The sequence below is a fragment of the Flavobacterium sp. C3NV genome (genome assembly GCF_046825355.2).
Lineage (GTDB): Bacteria > Bacteroidota > Bacteroidia > Flavobacteriales > Flavobacteriaceae > Flavobacterium.
The window spans coordinates 144,474-170,026 of sequence record NZ_JBKQBJ020000006.1; the positions used below are offsets into that span (position 1 = coordinate 144,474).

The following is a 25,553-nucleotide window of genomic DNA, read 5'->3' on the forward strand; positions in this document are numbered from 1 at the left end:
AAAACAACTAGCGTTATGAACAAAAAAAGCAAGTTATCAACAATTTTCGCTAAAATTAAAGAAAACACTTGCAAGGAACGGATTTCCTACTAAATTTGTGTATTAACAATTTTTTTTAACCAACAATTAATAACTAATTATTATGAACAAATCAGAATTAATCGATGCTATCGCTGCTGATGCAGGAATCACAAAAGCTGCGGCAAAATTAGCTTTAGAGTCATTTTTAGGAAACGTAGGAGCTACTTTGAAAAAAGGTGGTAGAGTTTCTTTAGTAGGTTTTGGATCTTGGTCAGTATCTGCCAGAGCTGCAAGAGACGGAAGAAACCCTCAAACAGGAAAAACTATTCAAATCGCTGCTAAAAATGTTGTAAAATTCAAAGCCGGAGCTGAATTAGAAGGTGCAGTGAACTAAGTAAGAAAGTTCTCTAAACTTATAATATAATCAAAACCCTCCTCATGGAGGGTTTTTTTGTGCGGTTTAACGATTTTATTTGGGATTTTAAAAATTTTATGATTAAATTTAATAAAAATTGTAGCCGTATGATTTCAGAAAAATTAAAAAAAGGACACCTGCTTGTTGCCGAGCCTTCTATAATTGGAGATTTATCTTTTAATAGATCGGTAATTTTACTAGCAGACCATAACAAAGAAGGATCAATAGGTTTTATCATTAATAAACCGTTAAAGTATACGATTAATGATTTAATACCAGAAATTGAGGCCAATTTCAAAATATATAATGGTGGCCCTGTTGAACAGGACAACCTGTATTTTATTCACAATATCCCGGAATTGATTCCAAATAGTGTTGAGATTTCAAATGGGATTTATTGGGGAGGTGATTTCGAATCGACCAAAGACTTAATAAACGACGGATCTATTGGCAAAAACAATATTCGTTTTTTCTTAGGTTATACCGGTTGGGACGAAAATCAGCTTGAGAGTGAAATGCAAGGCAACTCCTGGATCATCACTGATAATAGTTATAAAAACAAAATTATCGGAAAATCGACCACCCATTTTTGGAAAGAGCAAATTATTGAGCTCGGAGGCGACTATCTTATTTGGTCGAATGCACCTGAAAATCCGTATCTGAATTAATTTTCAGATATAGATTCATTCAGCTTTTGCACTAGTAAATGAGCCAGATTACTTGTAAACTCCTTTTTTCGATACTTAGTTATCGGTTGTATCCCCGTGATTACATTTGTCAGAAATAATTCGTCAGCTTTTTGAAGATCAAATGGTGAAATTATTTCTTCTACCACTTCTATGCCTTCTACTTTTTTAGCCAAAGCTAATATTTGTTTACGCATAATACCGTTTAAACAGCCTTCAGAAATTGGCGGCGTGATCATTTTTTCACCCACAACCATAAACAGATTACCTTGTAATGCTTCGACAACATTTTTAGTATCATTTACTAAAAGACAGTTAGCCAGACCATTTTCGTGAGCAAAAATACTTCCGGTTACATTTATCATTTTATTAGTCGTTTTAATCGACGATAATAATTGTTTGGTTACATAGAAGTCTTTATACAAATCGACTTCATATTCTCCAGTATTTAGAGCGTAAGAAGTGCTTTCAAGCGCAGTTGCGTGAATTAAAAACGAAACTTCATTCGTTTTTGGTAAATACAAACCTCCGTCATTTCTAAAAACGGTAATTCTGGCTCTTGCCGAAGAAGAAATATTTTTTTGACTGACAAGACTTAAAACCTGTTCTTCAAAATATTCCATTGTAAAATTCATCGGAATCTCCATTCGAACCACACGCATCGAAGCCATCAATCTAAAATAATGATCTTCAAGAAACAAGATTTTATTATTGACTATTTTTAGTGTTTCAAAAACACCATCTCCATACAAAAAAGCACGATTTTGAGTTAATATATTGTCGTCTTGTGCTACTATGTTTCCGTTAAAATTGATCATAAAAAAACCCTGAATTTTGTTCAGGGCAAATATAAGGTATAAAATAGAATTTTACTAAACAGATCCTATAAGATGTTTCAGATCCGAGATCTGATTCTCCCACAATTGTTTAGCTTCTCCTACCTCTTCTTTTTCTGCAAAATCGACTACCATTAATGATACATCTTTAGTCAGTTCATCGACTAAGATATGCAATTCAAAAAAGTATTCCGTATCCTTACTGCTTTCATCAACCCATTTGAATTTTACCTTTTCTCCTGTTTTTTTAGAAGCCAAACGCGCTTTTTCCTGCGAGTCATTCCAGATAAAAGTGAAAAATTCGCCTCGTGAGTTTACATTGTCTGCAAACCATTCTGACAAACCTGACGGTGTTGATATATATTGATATAATAATTGCGGCGAAGAATTTATGGGAAACTCGATTTCGTAACGTATTTTTGGATCCATGTGCTACTTTTAATTTTTTCGAAATATAAGAATATATGTCCAAAAACAATGCATTTTTAAAAATATTTTTTTTTCTTCATTTTATTCTTGCAACCTTTAATATTATTTCTATCTTTGCACCCGCAATGAGGAACACGGTTCACTTGCAATCTTGGCGAGGTAGCTCAGTTGGTTAGAGCGCAGGATTCATAACCCTGAGGTCACGGGTTCAACTCCCGTCCTCGCTACAAAATAAAAAACACCACTGAAAAGTTGGTGTTTTTTTCGTTTATAAAAGTTATACATGGAAGAATTTGTCGTCTATATACTTTATTCTGAAAGATTTAATAAAAACTATACTGGCTTTACTGCTAATTTAATAGAAAGATTTAAGTCTCATACTTATCTTGGAACAAAAGGATTTACTTTAAAATTTAGACCATGGACTGTAATTCATGTAGAATTTTTCTATTCTAAATCTGAAGCAATGAAAAGAGAGAAATATTTCAAAACAGGAATTGGTAGAGAATTTATTCAAAACATAATCCAAAACTTATAGCTACAGGATTTATATCCGCCGCGGCGGACACGGGTTCAACTCCCGTCCTCGCTACAAAATAAAAAACACCACTGAAAAGTTGGTGTTTTTTTCGTTTATAAAAGTTATACATGGAAGAATTTGTTGTCTATATACTTTATTCTGAAAGATTTAATAAAAACTATACTGGTTTTACTTCTAATTTAATAGAAAGATTTAAGTCTCATAATTATCTTGGAACAAAAGGATTTACTTTAAAATTTAGACCATGGACTGTAATTCATGTCGAATTTTTCTATTCTAAATCCGAAGCAATGAAAAGAGAGAAATATTTCAAAACAGGAATTGGCAGAGAATTTATTCAAATTATAATCCAAAACTTATAGCTACAGGATTTATATCCGCCGCGGCGGACACGGGTTCAACTCCCGTCCTCGCTACAAAAAACAAAACCCTTAAACATCAAATGTTTAAGGGTTTTTTATTGGAATTAATCCCTACTAAGTAAGGACTTAAGATAGACATTTTACAAAAAAAATAAAGTTAACTCAAAGAAAAAGTAAATAAAACTTAAAACTTCTCCTTCCCTAAAATAAGTTCATTAACCAAATTTATTTCGTCCTGACTTATGGTATGTCCCATATTTTCATAGATTTTTTTAGTAACATTTGCTCCCATTTTTTTTAGAAGCGCTTCTGATTCATTTACTCTTTCAACAGGTACGTGAAAATCGGGATCGCTGGTACCGATAAAAATTGGTGTGTTTTCAAAATTTCCTTCGTAATGATTTTCATAAACCTTATCGCCAATAAGTCCGCCGGTAAATGCTACAACGCCTCCGTATTTAGCCGCATTTCTGGCAGTAAATTCTAAAGCCAGACAAGCTCCCTGGGAAAATCCAAGAAAATAGATATTCTCTTTTTCAATTCCGTTTTGCTGAATTGCAACAACAACGTTATGAATAGCTTCTAATGATTTTGAAAATGAAGGCTCATTTTCATTTATAGGCGCTAAAAAAGAATAAGGATACCAGGTTCTATTTTCTGCCTGAGGGGCAACCAAGGCAAAATCATCGACATTGAGATGTTTTGAAATCGAAAGAATATCATGAGCGCTTGCACCACGTCCGTGAATCATGATAAGCGCCTTTTTAGCATCATTTAAAGGCACACGGTCTGTTATAGTCTCTATATTCATAAGTTCTAAGATTATTTTTTCCAGATATCCTGATATTCATCCGGATGTTTTTTGAATTGTGCATGCACATACGGACAAAGCGGCAAGACCATCAAATTATTGGCACGTACGTACGACGTCATTTCGTCTAAAAGTTTCTTTGCATATCCCTTTCCTTCTCCTTCAGGTTCAACACCAGTGTGGTAAACCGTCAGCAAATCAGGCTTAATGCTTACTGTCATTTCGCCCAGCTTTTTATCATCAACATAAAGATTAAAGGCTCCATGCTTTTTCTCGTCTAATTCCAGTTTTATTGTTTCCATATATTTTTTCCTTAAGAATCTAATTTACAAATTTTTAGCTTAATTAATTTTAACCAAATGATTTTCAATACTTGCTCTTTGAGATTCGTATTGTGCGGGAAGTTTTAAGTTCTGACCTAATTCTTCTAAGCTTTCATCAACTGTAAATCCTGGATTATCAGTGGCAATTTCAAACAAAACTCCACCTGGTTCTCTAAAATATAGCGAATGGAAATATTGTCTGTCTATTTGTGGTGTAATTGACAACCCGTAAGCTTCGATTTTTTCACGGAAGTGCATTAAAATTTCGTCATTTTTTACACGGAAAGCCACATGGTGAACAGTTCCATTTGCATTTAAACCACGTTTTTCATCAGCTAATTCTACCAAGTCAACAATTGCGGCATTTTCGACTGCATCTGTTGCATAACGATAACGGTTTACATCCTGATCAATCAATTTGTAACCAAATATTTCTGTTAAGATTGCTGCAGTTGGTTTAATGTCATTTAAAGTCAGCGTAATATTATGAAAACCTTTTGTTGCTACGTCAGCTCTTACTTCATCTGTTTCCCAACCTTTTCTGTTGTCTTCTGTTTTAGATTCGATTAATTCTAATTTCAACCCGTCCGGATCAAGGAAAGTAAGATATTTTTCGCCGAATTTTTCTGCCGGTTTATTGTAGATCACATTATATTGTTCAAAACGTTTCTGCCAGAAATCAAGACTTCCTTTAGGAACAGAATAACCAATTTCTGTCGCCATTCCAGATCCTTTTCGTCCTTGTTGAATTCCTTCTCCCCAAGGAAAAAAGGTTAAGATGGTTCCTGCGCTTCCTACTTCATCGCCAAAGTAAAAATGATAGGTTCCCGGGTCATCAAAATTCACTGTTTTTTTGATGAATCTTAATCCTAGTATTTTTGAATAAAAGTCAAAATTACGTTTAGCGTCGCCTGCAATGGCAGTAATATGGTGTAAGCCTAAGATTTTATTTTCCATGATATTTTATGTATTAAGTTGTTTTGATTTTCTTTTACAAATTTACCCCGGTTATCGCTGTTTATCGATTAACCTAGATTAAGAAATAAAACTCAGGAATGAATAAAATCCTGAAGTCAATTTTAGGCCTAAATTGTTGTTCCTATAAAAGATAAGGTTTTATATCAAAAGTTAGTCTATCACATTAAGTTCAAAAATAGACTCTTTCCAATCCTTATTATCAAAAACTTTTCTTTACTTATAAAAAAAACATAAAAAATAATAATGCTAATTGGGGTTAAAGTCTCATTTTTGCAAAATAATTAATGCGCTAACAATATGGATATAGTTAAATTTAAAATCACATCAAAAACGATCAAAGTAGAAGTACGCAATTCGAATAATTATGTTTTTAATTTTAATAGTGCTTTAGAAATCGAAAAAGAAGACAAAGAAGTTTTATTACGACTTTATCATGCATTAGATCTTCTTTTTAAGAAAGAAACTCCAAGCGAAGTAAAAAACTATATCTCACCCAACCAAACCAATATCCTGGATCAAATTTCTGCTGTTGATGGTTTAGAGGAAGAGAAATAGAATTTAATATAGCTTTTATATTTCTCTAGTCAATAAATTATACGAAAAATTGTACTTTTGATCAAACATATAAAAAGCAGCTCTTTTTAAACTTAACTTCTGACGATGTATCGTACAGATAAAAAATGTGTTTTACCAAATTAGAAAATTTTAAAGAATTTTAGATATCTTTGAATTATGAGCACAGTAACAAAACCATACCATATAGGGCGAAAAATTAGCCGTATTCGTGAACTGAAAGACATGAAGCAAGAAGCTTTGGCACAAGCTTTAGGAACGAATCAACAAGCTATTTCTGCTATCGAAAATAGCGAAACTATAGATGAAGAAAAACTTGTCGCTGTAGCAAAAGCACTTGGCGTGAGTGTAGAAGCCATAAAAAACTTTACTGAAGAAAACATGGTCACTTATTTCAATACTTTTAATGACAGCACTCTAAATGGTCCAGTAAATTCAAACTATTGTACTTTCAATCCATTAGATAAACTAATGGAATCTTTAGAAGAAAATAAAAAACTTTACGAGCGTTTGCTGCAAGCGGAAAAAGATAAAATTGAATATTTAGAAAAATTATTACTAGGAAAACAAGACTGATTTTTCAAAATGTTCTCATAAACAAAGCCCTTAAACAATTACTGTTTAAGGGCTTTGTTTTTAAATTTATTTCGAAAGCTTTAAAACTGACTTTAATAAAAAATACTTAACCAATATCGCAGCGCATTGTTGTAACGATTTTTTTAAAACCTGCTTTTTCATAGGCTCTCACTGCAGCTTCATTTTCATCATATACCTGCAATCTTACCTCTGTTATTCCCTGATCTAAAATCCATTTCTTAAGAGCAGTAAGTAATAAACCGCTAATTCCTTGTCCTCTAAATTCCGGGCTTACAAACATAAAGCCAAGATAACCAAATACTTCGTGTTTTTCATACGGTTTTGCAGATCGAATTTGCGCATAACCACTTCCAATAATTTCGTTATTACTTTCGACAACCATAATTTCTGTCGCTTTATCTGATATTAATTCCTGTATATCATAATAGAATATTTCACCCTCTTTTAGTGTTGGATCAAATGGTCGTTCTGCATCAACAAGAGTCTGCAGGAATTCGGCAAGCTTAGGCAAATCAGTATTGACAGCAGGCCTGATCGTTATGTTTTTGTTATCTGTACTCATATTTCAAATATATTAAATCCTTTTTGATTCAATAAAAAAAGTGTCTAGAAAAATCATTTTTAGCTTTTGCAAATGGTGTAGTTTAAATTGTTTCTGAAATAGTTTTATATTAGCTATAACAAAAAATAAATGATTTCATTTTTCTAAAGTAGTAATTGTGATAAAAAGTATCCTTCAAAATATTTTTAATACAGAAGAAATTAAGCCTATTGCTATACAGTGTTTATGGAATTCTGATTGGGAATATATTGGTTTAACTATTGATTTAATATTCAAAAAAAACAACTCTTACAGTAAACAAAATATAGCCGAGTTAGAATATCAAAAATTTGAATCGGAAGAAGCTCTTTTACAGGAAGCTGAAAAAATAATAAAGGCATATACCGAGAAATATGATATTGAACTTTATTTTCCATCGCCCGATAAATGGTCCAGAGATTGCCCTGACTATTGGGAATCTAAGACAGCTCCAAAATGCGAAGATTGTAAAACACCAATTATTCCAACAAAAAGCATATATCTTCCTAAAGAAGTCTGCTATCCATGTCACTTAGAAAGAGAACAAAACAATAAAATAAAAAGTGAAGAACAATATGACAATGGGGTACAAATGTATCTAGCAAAAAATAACGAATATGAAAACATCGGCTATTGCTCGTACTTCAAAGATTTTACTATTGCACCATTTATAAATGACAAAGTGCAAAAGCAATTCAATGAAAATGTTATAAATGTAGTTACCCTCCATAAATCGGATATTCTTGAATTGAATGAGGATTTAGAAAAGGCACTTAATGAGAAATTAGCGGTATATGAAAAACCAGTAATTGGTGAGGCAGAGAAAAAATTTACCAGGACCTATAAGATAGAATATAAAGGAATTGAATATGAATTATATAGCAGATTTAATAGTGCTCATAACGAAATTTCAAATCTTATTTCTGCTTTGAAGAAAAGTCAAAAAGCGTTACAAAATGATTACGTTTATGAAATTTATTTCAAAAAAGGATTTACCCACAGAGATGATTCTCTTTTACGTTTTGTAAATTATGCCTGCAAAGGTTCATCCAGCATTGAAAAAATTATGGAGAAATATAAAGATGTAATGTCAGAAACGGAGATATCGACCACAATCAACAAATTAGTAAAAATTGGATGTCTGGTAATTAATGGAAATTTTGTCACTGTAACTACCACCGGAAAAAACATCGTATAAGAAATAAAGATTTAAACCTCAAAAACTAACACACCAATGGCAAATCAATTTGAAGATACAATCAAAAAGGCATATTCTGCTTTTAACGAAAGAAACATTGACAACGCCTTATCGACAATGCAAAATGATGTGCAATGGTCAAAAGCCTGGGAAGGCGGTTACATAAGCGGACACGACGAAATCAAGGAATACTGGACTAGACAATGGACAGAAATAAACCCAAAAGTGGAGCCTGTTGGTTTTGATGAAAGAGAGAACGGAAGCCTGGAAGTTAAGGTGCATCAAAACGTAAAAGATTTACAAGGCGGTTTAATATTTGACGGACTTGTAAACCATGTTTATACTTTTCAGGACGGATTGATCAAAACGATGGACATAGAACTGGTAGAAAATAACTAATTTTGTATTCATCAGAAAAAACAAAATCATGTCAATAAAACAAGAGTCAGAATTAATAGGAATGCAAAAGGCAAGTGAAGCTGTGGCTTTTACTTTGAAAGAAATGAGAAACTTTGCCAAAGCAGGAATGACAACAAAGGAATTAGACGATTATGGCGGAAAAATCCTGAATGAATTAGGGGCAAAATCGGCACCTTATTTAACGTATGGTTTTCCGGGATGGACTTGCATTAGTGTAAACAATGAATTTTGTCACGGTATCCCGTCAGATAAAAGAATTCTTAACGAAGGTGATTTAATTAATATTGATGTATCGGCAGAACTTGACGGTTTTTGGTCAGATAACGGAGGTTCGTTTGTAATTGGTGAAGATGTAAACGGACACCAAAAACTGGTTGACGCTTCAAAAGATATCTTACAAAAAGCAATAGATAATATAAAAGGCGGTGTAAAGATTTCTGAAATAGGATATCTTATCGAAACTGAAGCTAAAAAAAGAGGTTACAAAGTAATCAAAAATCTCGGCGGGCACGGTATTGGTAGAAGCTTGCACGAACAACCGGATGAATTATTAAACTATAAAAACCGATTTGATCAAAGACGTTTCAAAAAGGATTCGGTTGTAGCGATTGAAACTTTTATCTCAACCTCATCTTCTCTTGCAGTAGAACTTAAGGATGGCTGGACGATGGTAGGAAACAAAGGCGGACATATGGCACAACACGAACATACGATTGTGGTTACGAACGGTAAACCTATTATTTTGACCGAAATGAACGGAATCTGGAACTAATAGATTCTAAATCGATACTAAAAAACAAACCCTTAAATACTAATTATTTAAGGGTTTTATTATTTTACTTGTCTACCGATTTTTGCAATTGTGCAGGATATCGATCTCCTTGTATCGTGGTTTGAGCAAAAGCATCATCAATGTTTTTAATATCTTCTACAGATAATTTAATTGAGGCTCCACCAATATTTTCTGTTAATCGGTGTGATTTTGTGGTGCCCGGAATTGGTGCAATCCAAGGTTTTTGCGCCAATAACCAGCCTAATGCAATTTGTGCAGGAGTTGCTTGTTTTTGAGAAGCAATGGCAGATAATAAATCGACTAATTTTTGATTGGCTTTTCTGTTTTCTTCACTAAAACGAGGTAAGGTATTTCTAAAATCCGTCGCTTCAAAACTGGTACTTTCTGTAATTGCTCCCGTTAGATACCCTCTTCCTAAAGGGCTAAACGGTACAAAACCAATTCCTAATTCTTCGAGTGTTGGCAAAATTTCTACTTCAGGTTCTCTCCACCAAATCGAATATTCACTTTGTAAAGCAGATATGGGCTGAACTGCATGCGCTTTTCGAATAGAGGTTACACCCGCTTCAGACATTCCAAAATATTTTACTTTTCCCTCCTGAATAAGATCTTTCACCGTTCCGGCAACATCTTCAATTGGTACATTTTGATCTACCCTATGTTGGTAAAATAAATCAATAACATCCGTTTTCATACGTCTTAAAGATTCTTCGGCCACAGCCCTGATATTTTCAGGTCGGCTGTCTTGTCCGTTAAACGCCTGTCCGTCTTTAAAACCAAATTTAGTAGCAATAACCACTTCTTTTCTAAATGGACTTAAAGCTTCTCCTACCAATTCTTCGTTGGCAATACCGTACGCTTCGGCAGTATCAAAAAAGGTAATTCCCTGTTCGTAGGCTTCTCTGATTATTTTTATAGCATGTTGTTTCTCTATTTGGGCACCATAAGCAAAACTTAATCCCATACAACCCAATCCCAGTGCAGAAACTTCTAAACCCTGAGTTCCTAATATTCTCTTTTCCATAATTTTATTTTTAAAAATAGTGATCTGATATGTTTAGTAACATTTTTAGTACTACAAATTTCCTCCAATAATCTCAGTTACCTATAATACATATTACTGCTATTATAACCATTTTTACTGATTTGCATAATCACGCTAAGTTATTAAAAATCTGAGTAGTATATTTGTGTATATAATTTCACAGACGCGTCATGGATCCTATTATAAAACTCGAAAAAGTTACACAATACAATCAATTGAAAGATGTTGAAACCCAGCATCCTTTAATAAGTGTTTTTGATAATTCTAATAGTAAAGCACTCCCTAATCATACCCGAATACATTTTAATTTTTATGCTATATTTTTAAAAGCCGGAAATTGCGGTGAATTAAAATACGGGCGTAACAATTATGATTATGATGATGGTACATTGGTTTTTGTAGCACCGGGACAAGTACTCGAGGTTAATAATACTGATAATTATAAATCTACGGGCTTAACATTACTTTTTCATCCTGATCTGATAAAAGGAACTTCACTGGCAAAAAACATAAGTCAGTATTCTTTCTTTTCTTACGACTCGCACGAAGCACTGCATTTATCTTTGAAAGAACAGCAAATAATAAAAGATTTATTTAGTAAATTAGAATACGAATTAAGCCAGTCGATCGATAAACACAGCAAAAGCATCATCAGTAACAATATTGAATTGTTGCTCAATTATTGTGTTCGCTTTTATGACAGGCAATTCATTACCAGAGAAAATATCAATACTGATGTTTTATCGAAATTTGAAAATTTGTTAAACGAATATTTTTTATCTGAAATTGCAAAAGATTCAGCATTGCCTTCTGTTGGCTATTTTGCAGATCGTTTGCATCTTTCTGCTAATTATTTTGGAGATTTAATTAAAAAAGAAACAGGCAAATCTGCTCAGGAACACATTCAGTTAAAATTAATTTCTTTAGCGAAAGAACGAATTTTTGATACTGATAAATCGGTTAGTCAAATCGCATTTGAACTGGGTTTTAAATATCCGCAGCATTTTAATCGAATGTTTAAAAAGAACACGGGTTATACCCCAATTGAATACAGAAGTTTAAACTAAAATCCATAAACCAAAAGAATGCTCGAGAATTTCCCTTTTTATTTAGGTCTGTTAATTATCATTATATTACTGATAATGTTAGCTAATAAAATAAAAGTAGCTTATCCAATATTATTAGTATTGGCTGGATTGGTTATCAGTTTTATTCCAAAAGTACCTTTAATACAAATCGAACCTGATCTTATCTTCTTTATATTTCTGCCGCCATTGTTGTACGAAGCGGCATGGACAGTTTCATGGAAAGAAATGTGGCGCTGGAGACGCATTATTACCAGTTTTGCCTTTGTCGTTGTATTTGTCTCGGCTCTATCTGTAGCATTAGTTGCTAATTATATCATACCGGGATTTTCATTAGCATTGGGTTTTGTCCTGGGCGGAATTGTATCTCCTCCTGATGCGGTAAGCGCCGGTGCTATTTTGAAATTTGTAAAAGTACCCAAAACTATTTCATCGATTTTAGAAGGCGAAAGTTTACTAAATGATGCTTCTTCCTTAATTATTTTCAGATTTGCAATGATTGCCGTAGCGACAGAGCAATTTATATTTTACAAAGCCGCAGTAAGTTTTAGCTGGATGATTTTTGGCGGAGTTGGAATTGGTTTATTAATTGGATGGATTTTTATGAAGGCGCACAAATATTTGCCTACAGATGCCAATGTAGATATCGTTTTATCATTAGCTACACCTTATATTATTTACCTCGCTGCCGAAGAAGTGCACAGTTCAGGTGTATTGGCCGTAGTGTGTGGCGGATTGCTATTGTCTAATAACCGACACCGCTTTTTGAGCAGCAGATCTCGTTTGCAGGGTATAAATGTTTGGCAGAGTCTTACTTTTATCCTCAATGGTTTTGTTTTTATGCTGATTGGCTTAGATCTGCCTCAAATTACAAACGGACTTAAAGTCGAGGCTGTTAGCATTTCGTCAGCAATTGGTTATGGCGTTCTGATAACATTTGTTTTAATTATCAGTAGAATTATATCCTCTTATGGTGCTGTTGTCGTGACACTCATTGCGCGAAATTTTATTACCGTTGCCGATAGCAGAAATCCTGGCTACAAAACTCCATTTATATTGGGTTGGACGGGAATGAGAGGTGTGGTATCATTAGCCGCTGCCTTGTCTATACCGGTTTATTTGGATAATGGAAACGGTTTTCCGCAGCGAAATCTTATTTTGTTTATCACCTTTATCGTTATTCTTTTAACGCTGGTCATTCAGGGATTAACATTGCCTTATTTCATTAAAAAAATCAATCTTACAGATGTTTATGATCCGCTGCCAAAAGAAGAAGTTCATAATAACTTACGCCACGAATTGGCCGAATTTGCTTTAAATTATCTTAAAAGCAATTATAGCGATCAGATCGAAAACAATACTTCGCTACAACATCTTATTCACAAATGGGAACAATACAGCAACGGCATTGATGATGAAGCAATAGGCCAGGAACTTAAAGTAATTTATCTTGATTTATTAAACAAGCAAAGACAATGGCTGATCGCTAAAAATAAAGAAGATCAAACGATGGATGAAACCATTATTAGACGCCAAATGCATTATTTAGATATCGAAGAGGAAAAATTGCGTTATCTCTAAAAGACATTTATTAAAGCATTACACCACTAAACGCGACCCTTGATATCCGGGATTTTCTCTGTTAGATTTTTCCAGTATCGTTTTGGCATGTGCTGCAAATGAAGTTTTGTATTTTTTCGGGATTCAATATTGACACTCTTGAAATAATTGCGCCATAGATCCTGAAAAAGTTCTTCGCCTTCATCGCCTATTTCAGCTAAAAATTTAGAGGAATTAGATTCAGTATTAAATTGTAAAGCTACAGTCGAAACATTTTTAAGATCATAATAAATACCATATTTACGTTTGGCATCATAAATTAACCAGCGCTGATCAGCATAACGGCTTTTAAAATGATTTTCTATAAGGGGCAAAACATTGCAATCCGGTTCGACGATTGCATAATACAATTGGTCTTTTGTTAGTTGAAACCTGACGAATGCCTCCATTCGATGTGATTCTTTTCCGGTTAGTCTAATGGCTTTTCGCAGTTCTAAAACATAATTATTACTAAAATCGTCTTCAACATTTACAGTACTTGAGAGTACATATGCTACATATCGAAACATGATTTCTTCGATCTTATTGGTTTCTGATAAAAAGGCATTATACAAACCGTGAAATCCATTTTTCGAAAGGCGTTTTTGTAATCCGCTTAAAACGCGCTTTACTTTTACCTCATCTGTAATCACTGTATGATTGGTAGAAAAAAGCAAATCGGCAGAAGCTTCGTTTTTGGCAAAAACAATATCCTGCAATTTATATTCATAAATTTCGAATACGGCTGTAACCCAGCCTTCATAAGTTCCATCGTAAATTACCTGTGTCATTTAAAATAAAGCAAGTTGATTCGAAAAGTCATTCTTGTATTTACTCTTTTGAGTATTGAGAATATGATCCTTGATTTGAATAGAAGTTAAATCCTTTTGTAATTGAAAAGGCGTTGCAAATGCCAGAAAATATTTGGCGCGCGTGTAGGCTATTCCTAATTTTTGTAAATCCTGAGGAACTAGTTTTTTAAATTTTCTTGCTGCAACAATTTTTTTTGCACTCAAAAACCCGATACCCGGAATACGCTTAATCAGTTCGAGATCGGCTGTATTTACATCAACCGGAAACTGATTCATATTGCGCAGCGCCCAACCTAATTTTGGGTCGATATCAAGATCCAGATTAGGCTGATCAAAACCTACGATTTCATTTACATTAAATCCGTACAAACGAATTAACCAATCGGCCTGATACAAACGATTTTCGCGAATCATAGGCACGGGAGTTCCTATTGCAGGAAGTCTGGTATCATAACTTATGGGTACATATCCTGAATAATACACGCGTCGCATGTTCATTTGATCATAAAAATAATTGGCCATTCCCAGAATTTCCATATCATTTTCCTGCGTTGCACCAATCACCATTTGTGTACTTTGCCCTGCCGGAGCAAAAATTGGCGCTTTATAATTGAGTTTTTTCTCTTCTTTATGACCAACAATTTCATTTTTCAGATATTCCATTGGTTTGATCACATCGATATGATTTTTATCCGGTGCCAATAATTTCAGGCTTTTCTCTGTTGGCATTTCGACATTTACACTCAATCGATCGGCGTACATTCCGGCCTGTTGCAGTAATTCATCGCTGGCTCCCGGAATGGCTTTAAGATGTATATAACCATTAAAATTTTCTTCTAATCGTAATTTCTTGGCAATCCTCACCAAACGTTCCATCGTATAATCCGGATTATCAAAGATGCCGGAACTCAAAAACAATCCTTCGATATAATTTCTTCTGTAAAAACCAATCGTAAGATCAACCACTTCCTGCACTGTAAAAGCAGCGCGTTTTACATCATTACTTTTTCGGCTTACGCAATACGCACAATCAAAAATGCAATGATTGGTCAGTAAAATTTTCAGCAACGAAACACAACGGCCATCTTCGGTATACGAATGGCAAATACCATATCCTTTTGCATTTCCTAATCCGTTATCCTTATTTTTTCGATTGCTTTGACTTGACGAACATGAAACATCATATTTCGCCGCATCAGCCAAAATCGACAACTTCTCCATCACTCTTTCATGTACCATTTTGAGCCTTTTTTTGTGGTTAAAAAACTAAATTTGTTTCACCTCAAAACTACTCTTTTATGATGCAAAAAATCTGAAATTGATTGTTCTAAATTGTATCAAAATTAAGTTATACAACTTCAACTCTTTGATTATGTGATTATAATCCAATTTTCCCTTCAGCCCAATAAGCCTGGGTATAGATTTTTTTATTGAGAACACCTTTTTCTTTTAAGACTTTTCTAAACGCCTGAATAGACTTGGCATTTCCCATTAAATAAAATTGTCCATGTTGCCATAAATCCCAAATTTTAGCATCTAATCTATTTAGTGTTTCTATTGCAAATTCGGCTTTGTTGGCAGACTTTGGAACAATATCAACCGAAAAACCTAACTTATCAGCAACTTCCATATCATCAGGATCCAGTTCTAAAATACCGAGGTAATTATTTTCATTAGCATTTATTTCATCCTTAAAACTTTTAAAAACGCTAATGCAGGTTTCATCTCCATAAAAAAACTGGTATTTTTCTTCTTTTTTAAAAAATTCAAAACCTCGCGGCATTCCCACCGTTATTTGATCATCTGGTTTTAGGTTTTCGATGAAATAACTTCCCGGACCATTTTTATGTATATGAAAAATAACTTCAAATGTTCCTTTTTCACTATTCCATTTACTGGGCGTATAATTTCGGTAATTGGTATCATCAATCCTGATAATTATGGCTTGGCCAATTTTAAAATTGATGTGCGGAAAATGCCCTTTGAACCTGATTCTCTTTATATTTTGGCTCAGCATTTTAGTATCTGTAACTTTTACTTTGCAAATTTTACTGCTAAAGGCAAGTTCCATAAAATCTCCAATAATTTTAGGCATCGAATTCATAATGGTATGTTTTAATTTCAATGCAAAATTGAAACTAAAACCTAAAAAACAGATTGCAGAAGAAATAGGGATGATTGGACTATTCGCGGAATTTCAACCTAAAAACTAAAGGGGTTTCACCGGTTATTTTTTTGAATAATCTCGAAAAATAAGTATGGTCTTCATAGCCTAGCATAAAAGCGATCTCTTTGACATCATATTCTGTATAATACAAAAATCGCTGTGCCTCTAAAATCATCGCATTTTGTAACCAATACGTAACGGATTTACCAGTCGAAGCATTTACACAATAATTCAAATGCGAAGTAGTAATATTTAATTTTTCAGCAAAAAAAGAAGGGCTTTCTAAAAAGGTAGCATCAGAAATTAATTGTTTAAAATTAGAATAAATCAGCATCGATTGATTTTTAAGTTCTGATACCGAAGTACTAGATGCTGAATAAATATTGACAAAACGGTAAACCAAAGCATTAAAAAGACCATTGACAATAGCGGTTTTATTCGAAATCGCTTTATCGAAAGAACGATGCAATAACGTAATGGTTTGCAAAAGATCCTTCTTCTCGAGTTTATCAATTTTATTGAACTGATCTGTAATTTTCAGGTTCTCAAAAACAGCTGCGCAATCATTCGGAATTAAAAATGGGGCGGCACTAATATAGTATCCAGCTGCATCCGGCGAAACCATTTTTGGCGCATGAATCTGAAAAGGTTTGACTATTGCAATACTTAACGCACTTGCTTTGACCTCTATCATGTCACACTCCATGATCATTTTTCCTTTGGTCAATACAAACAAAATATAAAAATCATCGCGATGCGTTCCTAATTTATTTATGGATTCTGAATCTACTCCCAATAAAGATAATTCGGCGATATAAATACCACCAACTGCTTCTGAGCTCTGATTGTAAACAGGAATTTTCAAATTGTATTTTTTGGAGTTATGAATAACGAGTAAATTCTAAACGATGAGGTTTGTACAAACTTAGAAAATTAATACTAAACTAATTATCGATATCAAACAATCTGTTTTTAAAAGCAAAATCCCTTTAACCATTAACTGATTAAAGGGATTTTATATCTTTATTTTAAAAGTAAAAAAGCTTAGAAAGTCACAAATTTCACTCCAAGACTAAACCATCTTGAAGGAAGAGGCACCGCACCTAATTCATAATAAGTCGCATTAAAAATGTTTTGAGCATCTACATATACCGTTACTTTTTTGATCGATTGACTTACTCTAAAATCATTTACCCAATAAGATGGTCCGGTTACTCTTTGACTGAAACGAGTGGCGAATAAAGCGGTGAAATTTTTATGTTGAAAATCTATTGTATTGGTTACCTGATGTTCCAGAGATGAGACCAAATACTTCGCATAAACAGTCGAAATTACATCCTGAAATTTAAAATCAAGATAAGAATATGCCAGATTGATATTCAACTTAGAATCGTTAGAAAAATTGACTCTGTAATTGGTACGCAGGTTGAAACCATTGGTATTCAGGTTTCCGTAATTGTTACTTTGCCAAGGCTCGGTTGTTACGTTTCTTGTCCAGTCGATAAAATTGCTGATCTTTCTGAAGAAATAATTGGCATTAAAACTAAAATCTCTTTTGATGTATTTGAATCCTATTTCACTCTGAAAAGCATTTTCGGTATCCAGATTAGCGTTACCAATATTTCCCGGACGCTGGTTAAGATATAAATCTGTAAACGAAGGAATACGCTGACTTGTACCAATATTTCCGATGATCTTAAAAGCATCTGTTACAGCATAACTTGCATCAAGTCCCGGATAAGCCTGCCATTTATAATCGGAATTATAATTGACATAGGTTCCAAAATTTACATCAAGCTTATCGATAAAAGTCGTTCTGTATTGCAGATAAATTCCGTAATTGTCGCGATTATGATCTCCAATGTTAGACGAACTAATATCTTCCGTTCTTACTTCTGCTCCAAAGCCTAGTTCTCCCTTTTCCATTTTATAAGTAGTATTCAATTCCGCTGCAACTGAATTGGTGTAATGCTGACTCCTACCCGCATTTAAGTTCGAAATTCCGTAATAACGGTAATCATCATAATTGTATCTGTAACTTACTCTAGGCATCAAAGTCCATTTTTCAGACAGTTGATGTTTCGATTGTACCGATGCAAAAGTTGTTTGTACCACTTCGCTTGAGTTTTTATCTCCCGGAGCCGCATAAAATCCGTTGGCACCAAAACCATTCTTGATATAACCAAATGAAGTTAAAATTTCGTTGGCATTATTCAATTGATAATTACCCTGATAAAAGATTTTATTATTTTCGAAAGCTGTGTTATATCGGTATCCGTTGCTTTTATCATGCGAAGCAAAAAGTGAATGTTGCTGTTTCTCTTTGCTTAAAACACCACCCACCTGAATTCCGGTTCCGTAAAAGGTATCGCCTGTATCTTGTGTATCTTTTTCGAAGTTCGAACCTGCATAAGTATTGACTAAAAACCCGGATTGCGTTGGTTTTTTGGTAATAATATTAATCGCTCCGGTTAAACTATTTACGCCATAGGTAAGCGCAGCCGGCCCGCGGATGATTTCAATTCTTTCGATTACCTCAACCGGAATAGGCAGATTCAGCATATTATGCGCCGTTTGAGAATCTATTATTTTAGTTCCGTTTATAAGTACAACGGTTTGCTCGAAGCTTCCTCCGTCTACACTTACATCGGCCTGACTTCCAAAAGGGCCTCTTTGTCTCAGGTCAACTCCGTTTGCATATTGCAGAATTTCCTGAACAGATCGTCCCGGTAATTTTGCAATTGTGGCCTGATCAATTACATATACGTTTCTGTTTTTCTTGGATATTGGTGTACTAAACCTGTTTTCATGAATAATTACTTCATCAATATTAATGGTATCTTTTTGCACCTGAGCTTGTAAACTAACACTTAATAGAGTCAGTGCAGCAAAATAAAGTTTTGTCATTTGTTTTAATTTTTTGCAAAAGTAGTATCTTGCCGTACTACTAATGTATACCAGTTTTACAAAAATGGATAGTCCGGTTCAAATTCCTTTTAAAAGTTTCATTCAGCTTAAGCCGGAAGAAACTACCGCTTTGTATTTGCAAATCGTTTTTGAGTTTATAAAAGCGATACAAATAGGCTTACTTCCAGAGGGTACAAAACTTCCGGGAACCCGTATATTATGCAAAGTTTTAGAAGTAAACAGGAACACTTTGATCAAAGCTTTTCAGGATCTCGAATTGCAAGGCTGGATCGAAATTTTGCCCAACAAGGGAACGTTTATATTATCTGAAAAACAACAAAAAAACAAAGCCGATTTTACTGACGAAAGTAAAAATGTTTCAAAAGCAAACGAGGGTTTTACTTTTAAGCATTCTACAATTCTTGAAAATCCAAAAGAAACCAGCAATTTACCGTATCAGTTTAATGATGGTTTGCCTGATTTGCGATTGGTGCAAAGTGATGTTCTGGCAAGATTGTATGTTTCTAAACTAAAAAACCAAAAAACCACCAAAACCTGGGAACAAATTCAGGCGCAATCGCATTTGAATTTTAAAACCCAGTTTTCTAATTTTTTAAATTTAACGAGAGGAATTCGTATTTCAACCTCTAATTTATTGACTACAAGCAGTCATGAAATTAGTTTGTATCTGGTAACCAAACTACTCATTTCTCCAAGCGATAAAGTGGTGGTGGCTTCTCCGGGATATTATATTTCTAATATGACATTGTCTGATAGTGGCGCACAAATTATCACAATACCGGTTGATAAAGACGGCATCGATACCCAACAGTTAAAACAAATTTGCGAGGAACATCAAATCAGAATTTTGTATTTGACCTCGAATTATCATTATCCAACAACAACTTCACTAAGTGCAAAAAGAAGAATGGAAGTTCTGGAATTGGCCAACCGCTACGGATTTGTAATTATAGAAGATGATTACGATTTTGATTTTCATTACGACAATAATCCCGTATTGCCTCTCGCCGCTTTAGATTCAAATGAAAGAGTGGTTTACATTGGATCGTTTGGAAGGTCTTTACCGGCAGGTTTTGGTTACGGATTTATTGCTGCACCATCTGCATTTATAAAAGAGCTCGAAAAACATCAAAATATTCTCGAGCCGGGAATTGATGTAATAAAAGAACAGGTTTTAACCGATTGGATCAAGGAAGGTGAAGTGCATCGCCTTTCGAAAAAAAACAAAAAAATCTACAAAGAACGCAGGGATAATTTTGTTTTATTATTGAAAGAAAAGCTGGAAGGAAAAATCAAATTTCAGGTTCCGTTAAGAGGTCTGGCGATTTGGGTAGAATGGCAGGACAACTTTAATTTGATACAATTGCAGAAACAATGTGCCGCAAATGGATTATTTTTGCCCAAAACAGTTTTATATCAAACCAAAAATCTTACGGCAACGCGTTTAGGTTTTGGACATTTTGATCCATCTGAAATGGAAAATGCTGTAACTATTTTACGACAGTCTCTTGATGCTATTTTATAAATCTAAGTGTTAGATATTTTTCACGCAGATTTAGCAGTTTTTTTTTATAAACCTTTAATTTTATCTAACTCTTTTTTAAGTTAGTAACTCTTTGTCAAAGTCGCAAAAATACTTTCTTGACTCGAGACTGAAAATCGAACAAACGAAGTAAATCTGTGACTTGATTAAATAAAAAATAAAAACATAACATGGAAATAGAGCAAATTCTTGACCTGATATATCCTCTTCCGGAACTTTCAAAACTAAAACTTCAAAATTGTGCGAAAGAAGTACATTTCTCTAAAGGCCATATTTTATTGCGCGCTGATAAAATTGAAACCAATATTTATTTTATTCGAAAGGGAATTGCAAGAGCTTATGCTAATCGCGATGATAACGAGGTTACTTTTTGGTTTGGTAAAGAAGGAGACACAGTTTTATCAATGAAAAGTTATGTCGCTAATCAGAAAGGATATGAAGATATTGAACTTCTGGAAGATTGTGATTTGTATGAATTAAAATCTGAAAAACTACAGAAACTCTTTGAAGAAGACATCAATATTGCCAACTGGGGACGAAAATTTGCTGAAAAAGAACTCGTAAAAACTGAAGAAAGACTGATCTCACGTCAGTTTCGTACTGCTACAGAACGCTATAAAGAATTACTTATTGATTATCCGCATTTGATTCAGCGGGTTCAATTAGGACATATTGCTTCTTATTTAGGAATTTCTCAAGTAAGTCTGAGCAGAATTCGAGCCGAAATAAAATAGTTTCATTTTTTAACAAATGTAAAATCCCCAGCCAATTCCTTTTCTAACCTTTGCAAAAAAAAGATATGAACTGGATTATTTTAATTATTGCCGGCTTATTTGAAGTAGGCTTTACATTGTGTTTAGGAAAAGCAAAAGAAACAACCGGAAATGAAATGTACATGTGGTATACAGGTTTTCTAATATCCCTTATTGTGAGTATGGGACTTTTGATGAAAGCGACACAAACTTTACCTATTGGTACCGCATATGCCGTTTGGACAGGTATTGGAGCCGTTGGAACTGTTTTAATTGGTATTTTAATCTTTAAAGATCCGGCTAATTTCTGGCGACTCTTTTTTATTACAACACTTATTGGTTCTATTATAGGTTTAAAAGCGGTATCTCACTAAAATATATTTTTTGGCATACAAGACAAGCGGGTTAGTATAAACTAATCCGCTTTTTTGTCTGTAATTTATATGGTTTCTTCAAAATCAGGTATTTCTACGTAGTGTTATAAATGTTAAAAAAGCGAATTTTGTTTGCAGAATGTGAGAAACCGTAAATTATTCTCAATAAACGATTATAAATTAGCAAGATATTTAGCTAAAAATTACAAAAAGATACTCATTATACATTTCAAACCTGAAAAAGAAAACCATGAAAAATCTTTGGTGTTGGCGTTGCAAAATGGAAGTTCCTATGCTTGATGAAGAGGAATATAAAATAGCCTCTAAGCTTTATCGTGATGGTTTTCAAACAGGAAAATGTAATATGACAAGAAGGACGCGTTTTAAAGACTTGCTCGGGTATTATAAAGATTTAACAGGATTTGACGAAACCAATCCTAATGCAATCATGCACCACCGAATTGACTTGTATGGTTCTGCATGTGAGAATTGTGCTAAACCGTACAGAACTCCCAAAGCTTCTTTTTGTGCTGCTTGTGGCAATAAAAGAGCATCTACCATCATCAATTATACCGAAACGCTACAGGAAGCAGCACCAAAATGGTGGCATAAATTTTTAATTTTGAACAGGGCAGAGTAACTATTTTTATTTAATTTTATAAAATCATAAAAACTATGAGGATGAACTATAAAATTCAATTTGCTCTATTAATCATTTGTGTTTTATTTATTGGTTTCGGAATATACGAGATATCAAATACAGGACTAAAAACCGGAACAGATCTTTTCTGGCAAATCTCTGCTTTTGTTCCATTTGTTTCATCAGGAATTATTTTTGGAATGAACTTATATTCGAAACGAATTAAAAATTAAACAATCTACTATTTTGTTTTAAAAACTTTGCTTTTCACTCCGATAAGTAAATCCTATTTGCTAAATCAACAAAAAAATGCCCTTCTTTGCGGAGACCTAGCCCCGATAGAAGTGGAAATCCTTTTGTTCCGGGGTTCGGAACAAAAGATTGGAACGAATAGCGGGATTAGCTCCTAAAAAAAAATCATAGAAATCGGGATAACAAAAGAACACGTATTTCTTCAATGTCAAAAATGCGTTAAAAAACTTTTCGTATAGTAGTTTTTCGCCAATAAAAAATACTTTTGTGAGATAGGAAAAACAAAGACTTATCAGCAACCCGAAACACAATAGTATGAATTACGAAAAATTCATCTTCTGCCTCGAAGGTGTTCCAGACGTAGACGATGACAGAGAAACTTTAGCGGTAAAGAACCTGGAAGAAATTGCTATTGATCAGGGTATTGCCAGTATTTACAAAACCTGCGATACGATTGAAGGTCTTGAAGAAAGTTTGAATGTATTGCTTTATGAAGATCATAATTTTAAGGATTATGAGATCATTTATCTGGTAATGCCAGGTGAAGCCAATACTATTTGCCTTCATGATTATTATTACAGTCTGGAAGAAATAGCCGAACTTTTTGAAGGGAAGATGAAAGGTAAAATCATTCATTTTGCCAACTTGAAAGTATTGGATTTAAATGACGAAGAAGCTCAATATTTTCTAGACATAACAGGTGCGCGCGCCATTTCAGGTTACGGATCTACTTATAATAAAATTGCCAGTTCCAGCACAATCGATAAAGCCTTTTTTAGTTTGTATCAGGATAATGATGATATCACCGAAGTGGTAGAAGAATTGTATCAAAAACATTATGCTTTGTGCAAATTGCTCGATTTTAGATTGTATTATTGAATATGAAAGCAAAGACAATTGAGAAAATAAAAACCTATAGTCCAACAGGTTTTCGCGAGAAGTTTCTGGGAGAAGATAATCCTATTCATTTGCTTTTCAAATCAAATTCAGATCATTTTTTCTGTCTTGAAATTGAGGAAGTAATGCAAATGCAGTATCCTGTTCCACCTTCTAAACATTCTTGTCATACCTTAATTTTTATTTCCTCAGGTCAGCATGTTATGAAATTGGGGTATCAGGAATATACTACTACAGATAATGAAATCATTGTGATACCGGCCGGTCAGATTTTCTCACTTGAAAATATTAATAATATACATAAAGGCTATATATGCCAATTTCATCCTGATATTTTAATTGGAAAATACGGCAGCCGTGAAATGATTAATGAATTTGATTTTATGAAAATTTCCGGCAACCCGAAAATCACGCTGGATGTTAACGATGTTACTGATATTACAGCCATTCTGAAGCGACTTCACAAAGAATACTCTGAAACCTCGACCGCAAATCTTAATATTGTGCAATCGTATTTGATTACACTGTTTTACGAAATGAATAAAAATTCGGTTAAAAGTGCTAAAAGTATTTCGGCTGCTGAAGTGATTACCAATAAGTTTAAAGAGCTTATTTATACCAATATCAAAACACATCATCAGGTCAATTATTATGCTTCTTTACTCAATATTACCCCAAATCATTTGAATAAATCTGTCAAGGCCATCACTAACAAAACCGCAGCCACATGGATTGACGAAACCATTTTACTCGAAGCCAAATATTTACTCTTTCAAACCTCTCTTTCTATAAGCGAAATTGCAATGCAGGTAGGACATGAGGATCATTCTTACTTTAGTCGGTTTTTTAAAAAATATGAAGGAATCACTCCTATCCAGTATCGAAAATTGATTGATAAGTCCTAATTATTGCTTGTAGAATCCTATCAAAACGAAAAGCATTTATTGAAATTTGCCAAGTAAAAAAAAGCAAATTATGATTTATGTTTTTAAAACTTCCGTTGATACAAATTCGAAATTAGAATTCGCAAATGCACTACTTCAGGAATTGCTGCCACACGCTTTATGGAATTTTGATCTTGAAGATTGTGATAACATTTTAAGAATTGACACCGAAGACGAAATAAACGAAACGGTTCTAAAAAATGAAGTTTTCGATTGTATCGAATTAGAGTAACTGCCTTTTTTAAAACTCTTTCAAACCTCAACTTATTATTATGAATACTGCATTGCACCAGAACAAAACTTTTGACACTATTGATTACTCGGATCAAAAATTATCAGATAACGAATTCGTAAACTGCGAGTTTATCAATTGTAACTTTTCTAAAAGTGATTTCAGTTCTATCGATTTTCTTGATTGTACTTTTAAAAACTGCAATCTCTCGCTTTCTGTCCTTAAAAATACAGGATTAAAAAACATCAAATTTATCGGTTGTAAATTAATGGGACTAGATTTCAGTGCCAGTAATAGTTTTTTATTTTCGATGTCTTTTCAGGATTGCCTTTTGGACTATTCGACTTTTATTTATAAAAAATTAAAGAAGACAAACTTCATCGATTGCTCGCTAAAAGACGTCGATTTCTCGAATACTGATTTGTCTTTAGCTGTATTTAAAAATTGTGATCTTGCCAATGCTACTTTTCAGGATTGTATTTTGGAAAGAACTGATTTTCGTTCTTCCAGAAATTATGCCTTTGATCCCTCTGAAAATAAAATAAAAAGAACTAAAGTATCTCATGCCGCACTTGCCGGATTATTAGAAAAATTTGATCTGGATATTGAATAACTAAAAAGTTTACGGTCGCAGTTTCTAATCTCAGATTTCCGTTCTGGATTTAAAAACCTTTGAACTACTTAATCTTAAAACAAAAAAGGGATATAGCCTAAAGCTAC

32 protein-coding genes and 1 tRNA gene are annotated in these 25,553 nt (G+C 33.7%); 21 read left to right on the forward strand and 12 right to left on the reverse strand.

The window, feature by feature from the left end; translation table 11 throughout:
- Positions 1 to 142: 142 nt before the first annotated feature.
- Positions 143 to 415, forward strand: a complete 273-nt coding sequence (locus ACIDC4_RS10830) for an HU family DNA-binding protein (RefSeq protein WP_017498096.1) — start codon at positions 143 to 145, stop codon at positions 413 to 415.
- Positions 416 to 543: 128 nt separating this feature from the next.
- Complete coding sequence (locus ACIDC4_RS10835) at positions 544 to 1,104, forward strand: YqgE/AlgH family protein (protein WP_412044389.1); 561 nt, start codon at positions 544 to 546, stop codon at positions 1,102 to 1,104.
- Here ACIDC4_RS10835 and ACIDC4_RS10840 read toward each other — a convergent pair.
- Together ACIDC4_RS10840 and ACIDC4_RS10845 are read right to left on the reverse strand one after the other, a co-directional pair.
- Positions 1,101 to 1,940: an aminotransferase class IV gene (locus tag ACIDC4_RS10840; protein ID WP_412044388.1), complete on the reverse strand. Its 840-nt coding sequence runs from the start codon at positions 1,938 to 1,940 to the stop codon at positions 1,101 to 1,103. The genes ACIDC4_RS10835 and ACIDC4_RS10840 overlap by 4 nt on opposite strands.
- A gap of 54 nt (positions 1,941 to 1,994) precedes the next feature.
- On the reverse strand, positions 1,995 to 2,387 hold the full coding sequence (locus ACIDC4_RS10845) for an START-like domain-containing protein (protein WP_026984135.1): 393 nt from the start codon (positions 2,385 to 2,387) through the stop codon (positions 1,995 to 1,997).
- A gap of 153 nt (positions 2,388 to 2,540) precedes the next feature.
- Between ACIDC4_RS10845 and ACIDC4_RS10850 the strand changes: the two genes are divergently transcribed.
- The 3 genes from ACIDC4_RS10850 (at position 2,541) to ACIDC4_RS10860 (ending at position 3,290) form a co-directional block, all read left to right on the forward strand.
- Positions 2,541 to 2,614 (forward strand) — tRNA-Met (locus ACIDC4_RS10850).
- Between the two features lie 56 nt (positions 2,615 to 2,670).
- Positions 2,671 to 2,925 (forward strand): GIY-YIG nuclease family protein, encoded by a 255-nt coding sequence (locus ACIDC4_RS10855; protein ID WP_412044387.1) that lies wholly within the window; start codon positions 2,671 to 2,673, stop codon positions 2,923 to 2,925.
- Between the two features lie 110 nt (positions 2,926 to 3,035).
- Complete coding sequence (locus ACIDC4_RS10860; RefSeq protein WP_488381138.1) at positions 3,036 to 3,290, forward strand: GIY-YIG nuclease family protein; 255 nt, start codon at positions 3,036 to 3,038, stop codon at positions 3,288 to 3,290.
- A gap of 184 nt (positions 3,291 to 3,474) precedes the next feature.
- On the opposite strand, the gene ACIDC4_RS10865 is transcribed toward ACIDC4_RS10860, so the two are convergent.
- Genes ACIDC4_RS10865 through ACIDC4_RS10875 form a run of 3 tightly spaced genes read right to left on the reverse strand, consistent with a single transcriptional unit; the run spans position 3,475 to position 5,381 of the window.
- Positions 3,475 to 4,101, reverse strand: a complete 627-nt coding sequence (locus ACIDC4_RS10865) for an alpha/beta hydrolase (protein ID WP_412045590.1) — start codon at positions 4,099 to 4,101, stop codon at positions 3,475 to 3,477.
- Between the two features lie 11 nt (positions 4,102 to 4,112).
- A complete protein-coding gene (locus tag ACIDC4_RS10870) occupies positions 4,113 to 4,403 on the reverse strand; it encodes a GNAT family N-acetyltransferase (RefSeq protein WP_065451039.1) in 291 nt (96 codons plus the stop codon).
- A gap of 39 nt (positions 4,404 to 4,442) precedes the next feature.
- On the reverse strand, positions 4,443 to 5,381 hold the full coding sequence (locus ACIDC4_RS10875) for a ring-cleaving dioxygenase (RefSeq protein ID WP_412045589.1): 939 nt from the start codon (positions 5,379 to 5,381) through the stop codon (positions 4,443 to 4,445).
- A 318-nt stretch (positions 5,382 to 5,699) separates the two neighbouring features.
- Between ACIDC4_RS10875 and ACIDC4_RS10880 the strand changes: the two genes are divergently transcribed.
- Positions 5,700 to 5,957 (forward strand): hypothetical protein, encoded by a 258-nt coding sequence (locus ACIDC4_RS10880; RefSeq protein WP_065451037.1) that lies wholly within the window; start codon positions 5,700 to 5,702, stop codon positions 5,955 to 5,957.
- A gap of 177 nt (positions 5,958 to 6,134) precedes the next feature.
- Positions 6,135 to 6,551, forward strand: a complete 417-nt coding sequence (locus ACIDC4_RS10885; RefSeq protein WP_412045588.1) for a helix-turn-helix domain-containing protein — start codon at positions 6,135 to 6,137, stop codon at positions 6,549 to 6,551.
- A gap of 106 nt (positions 6,552 to 6,657) precedes the next feature.
- Here ACIDC4_RS10885 and ACIDC4_RS10890 read toward each other — a convergent pair whose 3' ends face one another.
- Positions 6,658 to 7,134: a GNAT family N-acetyltransferase gene (locus tag ACIDC4_RS10890; RefSeq protein WP_412045587.1), complete on the reverse strand. Its 477-nt coding sequence runs from the start codon at positions 7,132 to 7,134 to the stop codon at positions 6,658 to 6,660.
- A gap of 157 nt (positions 7,135 to 7,291) precedes the next feature.
- Between ACIDC4_RS10890 and ACIDC4_RS10895 the strand changes: the two genes are divergently transcribed.
- The 3 genes from ACIDC4_RS10895 to map are packed head-to-tail and all read left to right on the forward strand — an operon-like array spanning position 7,292 to position 9,542.
- The gene (locus tag ACIDC4_RS10895) at positions 7,292 to 8,350 is read left to right on the forward strand and encodes a hypothetical protein (protein ID WP_412045586.1); all 1,059 of its coding nucleotides are present in this window, start codon (positions 7,292 to 7,294) and stop codon (positions 8,348 to 8,350) included.
- A gap of 36 nt (positions 8,351 to 8,386) precedes the next feature.
- Positions 8,387 to 8,749 (forward strand): nuclear transport factor 2 family protein, encoded by a 363-nt coding sequence (locus tag ACIDC4_RS10900; RefSeq protein ID WP_412045585.1) that lies wholly within the window; start codon positions 8,387 to 8,389, stop codon positions 8,747 to 8,749.
- 28 nt (positions 8,750 to 8,777) lie between these two features.
- On the forward strand, positions 8,778 to 9,542 hold the full coding sequence (gene map, locus ACIDC4_RS10905) for a type I methionyl aminopeptidase (protein ID WP_065451034.1): 765 nt from the start codon (positions 8,778 to 8,780) through the stop codon (positions 9,540 to 9,542).
- Between the two features lie 64 nt (positions 9,543 to 9,606).
- On the opposite strand, the gene ACIDC4_RS10910 is transcribed toward map, so the two are convergent.
- Positions 9,607 to 10,587, reverse strand: coding sequence for an aldo/keto reductase (locus tag ACIDC4_RS10910; RefSeq protein WP_412045584.1), 981 nt, complete (start codon positions 10,585 to 10,587; stop codon positions 9,607 to 9,609).
- Between the two features lie 191 nt (positions 10,588 to 10,778).
- On the opposite strand from ACIDC4_RS10910, the gene ACIDC4_RS10915 reads away from it, so the two are divergent.
- Together ACIDC4_RS10915 and ACIDC4_RS10920 are read left to right on the forward strand one after the other, a co-directional pair.
- A complete protein-coding gene (locus tag ACIDC4_RS10915) occupies positions 10,779 to 11,675 on the forward strand; it encodes a helix-turn-helix domain-containing protein (RefSeq protein ID WP_412045583.1) in 897 nt (298 codons plus the stop codon).
- Between the two features lie 18 nt (positions 11,676 to 11,693).
- Positions 11,694 to 13,274, forward strand: coding sequence for a Na+/H+ antiporter (locus ACIDC4_RS10920; RefSeq protein WP_412045582.1), 1,581 nt, complete (start codon positions 11,694 to 11,696; stop codon positions 13,272 to 13,274).
- A 26-nt stretch (positions 13,275 to 13,300) separates the two neighbouring features.
- Here the strand turns inward: ACIDC4_RS10920 and ACIDC4_RS10925 are convergent, their stop codons facing one another.
- The 5 genes from ACIDC4_RS10925 to ACIDC4_RS10945 all read right to left on the reverse strand — a co-directional run bounded on the left by ACIDC4_RS10925 (position 13,301) and on the right by ACIDC4_RS10945 (position 19,178).
- The gene (locus ACIDC4_RS10925) at positions 13,301 to 14,083 is read right to left on the reverse strand and encodes a TIGR03915 family putative DNA repair protein (RefSeq protein WP_412045581.1); all 783 of its coding nucleotides are present in this window, start codon (positions 14,081 to 14,083) and stop codon (positions 13,301 to 13,303) included.
- Positions 14,084 to 15,343 (reverse strand): putative DNA modification/repair radical SAM protein, encoded by a 1,260-nt coding sequence (locus ACIDC4_RS10930; protein ID WP_412045580.1) that lies wholly within the window; start codon positions 15,341 to 15,343, stop codon positions 14,084 to 14,086.
- A 139-nt stretch (positions 15,344 to 15,482) separates the two neighbouring features.
- A complete protein-coding gene (locus tag ACIDC4_RS10935) occupies positions 15,483 to 16,208 on the reverse strand; it encodes a siderophore-interacting protein (RefSeq protein WP_412045579.1) in 726 nt (241 codons plus the stop codon).
- A 79-nt stretch (positions 16,209 to 16,287) separates the two neighbouring features.
- Positions 16,288 to 17,136 carry a helix-turn-helix domain-containing protein gene (locus ACIDC4_RS10940; protein WP_412045578.1) on the reverse strand — a complete coding sequence of 283 codons (849 nt, stop codon included), beginning with the start codon at positions 17,134 to 17,136 and terminating at the stop codon, positions 16,288 to 16,290.
- A gap of 179 nt (positions 17,137 to 17,315) precedes the next feature.
- Positions 17,316 to 19,178 (reverse strand): TonB-dependent receptor plug domain-containing protein, encoded by a 1,863-nt coding sequence (locus ACIDC4_RS10945; RefSeq protein ID WP_412045577.1) that lies wholly within the window; start codon positions 19,176 to 19,178, stop codon positions 17,316 to 17,318.
- 43 nt (positions 19,179 to 19,221) lie between these two features.
- Here ACIDC4_RS10945 and ACIDC4_RS10950 point away from each other — a divergent pair, with 43 nt between their 5' ends.
- The 9 genes from ACIDC4_RS10950 to ACIDC4_RS10990 all read left to right on the forward strand — a co-directional run bounded on the left by ACIDC4_RS10950 (position 19,222) and on the right by ACIDC4_RS10990 (position 25,446).
- Positions 19,222 to 20,724, forward strand: a complete 1,503-nt coding sequence (locus tag ACIDC4_RS10950; protein WP_412045576.1) for an aminotransferase-like domain-containing protein — start codon at positions 19,222 to 19,224, stop codon at positions 20,722 to 20,724.
- Positions 20,725 to 20,912: 188 nt separating this feature from the next.
- Positions 20,913 to 21,476, forward strand: coding sequence for a Crp/Fnr family transcriptional regulator (locus ACIDC4_RS10955; protein WP_412045575.1), 564 nt, complete (start codon positions 20,913 to 20,915; stop codon positions 21,474 to 21,476).
- Between the two features lie 65 nt (positions 21,477 to 21,541).
- Positions 21,542 to 21,868, forward strand: a complete 327-nt coding sequence (locus tag ACIDC4_RS10960) for a DMT family transporter (protein WP_121322022.1) — start codon at positions 21,542 to 21,544, stop codon at positions 21,866 to 21,868.
- 250 nt (positions 21,869 to 22,118) lie between these two features.
- Positions 22,119 to 22,508: a hypothetical protein gene (locus tag ACIDC4_RS10965; protein WP_412045574.1), complete on the forward strand. Its 390-nt coding sequence runs from the start codon at positions 22,119 to 22,121 to the stop codon at positions 22,506 to 22,508.
- A 41-nt stretch (positions 22,509 to 22,549) separates the two neighbouring features.
- Positions 22,550 to 22,741, forward strand: a complete 192-nt coding sequence (locus tag ACIDC4_RS10970; RefSeq protein WP_412045573.1) for a hypothetical protein — start codon at positions 22,550 to 22,552, stop codon at positions 22,739 to 22,741.
- 334 nt (positions 22,742 to 23,075) lie between these two features.
- Positions 23,076 to 23,639, forward strand: coding sequence for a DUF6642 family protein (locus tag ACIDC4_RS10975; protein ID WP_412045572.1), 564 nt, complete (start codon positions 23,076 to 23,078; stop codon positions 23,637 to 23,639).
- Positions 23,640 to 23,641: 2 nt separating this feature from the next.
- Positions 23,642 to 24,562: a helix-turn-helix domain-containing protein gene (locus ACIDC4_RS10980; RefSeq protein ID WP_412045571.1), complete on the forward strand. Its 921-nt coding sequence runs from the start codon at positions 23,642 to 23,644 to the stop codon at positions 24,560 to 24,562.
- Positions 24,563 to 24,632: 70 nt separating this feature from the next.
- Complete coding sequence (locus tag ACIDC4_RS10985; protein ID WP_412045570.1) at positions 24,633 to 24,833, forward strand: hypothetical protein; 201 nt, start codon at positions 24,633 to 24,635, stop codon at positions 24,831 to 24,833.
- 40 nt (positions 24,834 to 24,873) lie between these two features.
- Positions 24,874 to 25,446 (forward strand): pentapeptide repeat-containing protein, encoded by a 573-nt coding sequence (locus ACIDC4_RS10990; RefSeq protein WP_412045569.1) that lies wholly within the window; start codon positions 24,874 to 24,876, stop codon positions 25,444 to 25,446.
- Positions 25,447 to 25,553: the final 107 nt, after the last annotated feature.

Bases quoted from the DNA above. Each gene is read 5' to 3' on its own strand.
- ACIDC4_RS10830 (WP_017498096.1), top strand. From the start codon at position 143: ATGAACAAATCAGAATTAATCGATGCTATCGCTGCTGATGCAGGAATC.
- ACIDC4_RS10835 (WP_412044389.1), top strand. From the start codon at position 544: ATGATTTCAGAAAAATTAAAAAAAGGACACCTGCTTGTTGCCGAGCCT.
- ACIDC4_RS10840 (WP_412044388.1), bottom strand. From the start codon at position 1,940: ATGATCAATTTTAACGGAAACATAGTAGCACAAGACGACAATATATTA.
- ACIDC4_RS10845 (WP_026984135.1), bottom strand. From the start codon at position 2,387: ATGGATCCAAAAATACGTTACGAAATCGAGTTTCCCATAAATTCTTCG.
- ACIDC4_RS10855 (WP_412044387.1), top strand. From the start codon at position 2,671: ATGGAAGAATTTGTCGTCTATATACTTTATTCTGAAAGATTTAATAAA.
- ACIDC4_RS10860 (WP_488381138.1), top strand. From the start codon at position 3,036: ATGGAAGAATTTGTTGTCTATATACTTTATTCTGAAAGATTTAATAAA.
- ACIDC4_RS10865 (WP_412045590.1), bottom strand. From the start codon at position 4,101: ATGAATATAGAGACTATAACAGACCGTGTGCCTTTAAATGATGCTAAA.
- ACIDC4_RS10870 (WP_065451039.1), bottom strand. From the start codon at position 4,403: ATGGAAACAATAAAACTGGAATTAGACGAGAAAAAGCATGGAGCCTTT.
- ACIDC4_RS10875 (WP_412045589.1), bottom strand. From the start codon at position 5,381: ATGGAAAATAAAATCTTAGGCTTACACCATATTACTGCCATTGCAGGC.
- ACIDC4_RS10880 (WP_065451037.1), top strand. From the start codon at position 5,700: ATGGATATAGTTAAATTTAAAATCACATCAAAAACGATCAAAGTAGAA.
- ACIDC4_RS10885 (WP_412045588.1), top strand. From the start codon at position 6,135: ATGAGCACAGTAACAAAACCATACCATATAGGGCGAAAAATTAGCCGT.
- ACIDC4_RS10890 (WP_412045587.1), bottom strand. From the start codon at position 7,134: ATGAGTACAGATAACAAAAACATAACGATCAGGCCTGCTGTCAATACT.
- ACIDC4_RS10900 (WP_412045585.1), top strand. From the start codon at position 8,387: ATGGCAAATCAATTTGAAGATACAATCAAAAAGGCATATTCTGCTTTT.
- map (WP_065451034.1), top strand. From the start codon at position 8,778: ATGTCAATAAAACAAGAGTCAGAATTAATAGGAATGCAAAAGGCAAGT.
- ACIDC4_RS10910 (WP_412045584.1), bottom strand. From the start codon at position 10,587: ATGGAAAAGAGAATATTAGGAACTCAGGGTTTAGAAGTTTCTGCACTG.
- ACIDC4_RS10915 (WP_412045583.1), top strand. From the start codon at position 10,779: ATGGATCCTATTATAAAACTCGAAAAAGTTACACAATACAATCAATTG.
- ACIDC4_RS10920 (WP_412045582.1), top strand. From the start codon at position 11,694: ATGCTCGAGAATTTCCCTTTTTATTTAGGTCTGTTAATTATCATTATA.
- ACIDC4_RS10925 (WP_412045581.1), bottom strand. From the start codon at position 14,083: ATGACACAGGTAATTTACGATGGAACTTATGAAGGCTGGGTTACAGCC.
- ACIDC4_RS10930 (WP_412045580.1), bottom strand. From the start codon at position 15,343: ATGGTACATGAAAGAGTGATGGAGAAGTTGTCGATTTTGGCTGATGCG.
- ACIDC4_RS10935 (WP_412045579.1), bottom strand. From the start codon at position 16,208: ATGAATTCGATGCCTAAAATTATTGGAGATTTTATGGAACTTGCCTTT.
- ACIDC4_RS10945 (WP_412045577.1), bottom strand. From the start codon at position 19,178: ATGACAAAACTTTATTTTGCTGCACTGACTCTATTAAGTGTTAGTTTA.
- ACIDC4_RS10950 (WP_412045576.1), top strand. From the start codon at position 19,222: ATGTATACCAGTTTTACAAAAATGGATAGTCCGGTTCAAATTCCTTTT.
- ACIDC4_RS10955 (WP_412045575.1), top strand. From the start codon at position 20,913: ATGGAAATAGAGCAAATTCTTGACCTGATATATCCTCTTCCGGAACTT.
- ACIDC4_RS10960 (WP_121322022.1), top strand. From the start codon at position 21,542: ATGAACTGGATTATTTTAATTATTGCCGGCTTATTTGAAGTAGGCTTT.
- ACIDC4_RS10965 (WP_412045574.1), top strand. From the start codon at position 22,119: ATGAAAAATCTTTGGTGTTGGCGTTGCAAAATGGAAGTTCCTATGCTT.
- ACIDC4_RS10970 (WP_412045573.1), top strand. From the start codon at position 22,550: ATGAACTATAAAATTCAATTTGCTCTATTAATCATTTGTGTTTTATTT.
- ACIDC4_RS10975 (WP_412045572.1), top strand. From the start codon at position 23,076: ATGAATTACGAAAAATTCATCTTCTGCCTCGAAGGTGTTCCAGACGTA.
- ACIDC4_RS10980 (WP_412045571.1), top strand. From the start codon at position 23,642: ATGAAAGCAAAGACAATTGAGAAAATAAAAACCTATAGTCCAACAGGT.
- ACIDC4_RS10985 (WP_412045570.1), top strand. From the start codon at position 24,633: ATGATTTATGTTTTTAAAACTTCCGTTGATACAAATTCGAAATTAGAA.
- ACIDC4_RS10990 (WP_412045569.1), top strand. From the start codon at position 24,874: ATGAATACTGCATTGCACCAGAACAAAACTTTTGACACTATTGATTAC.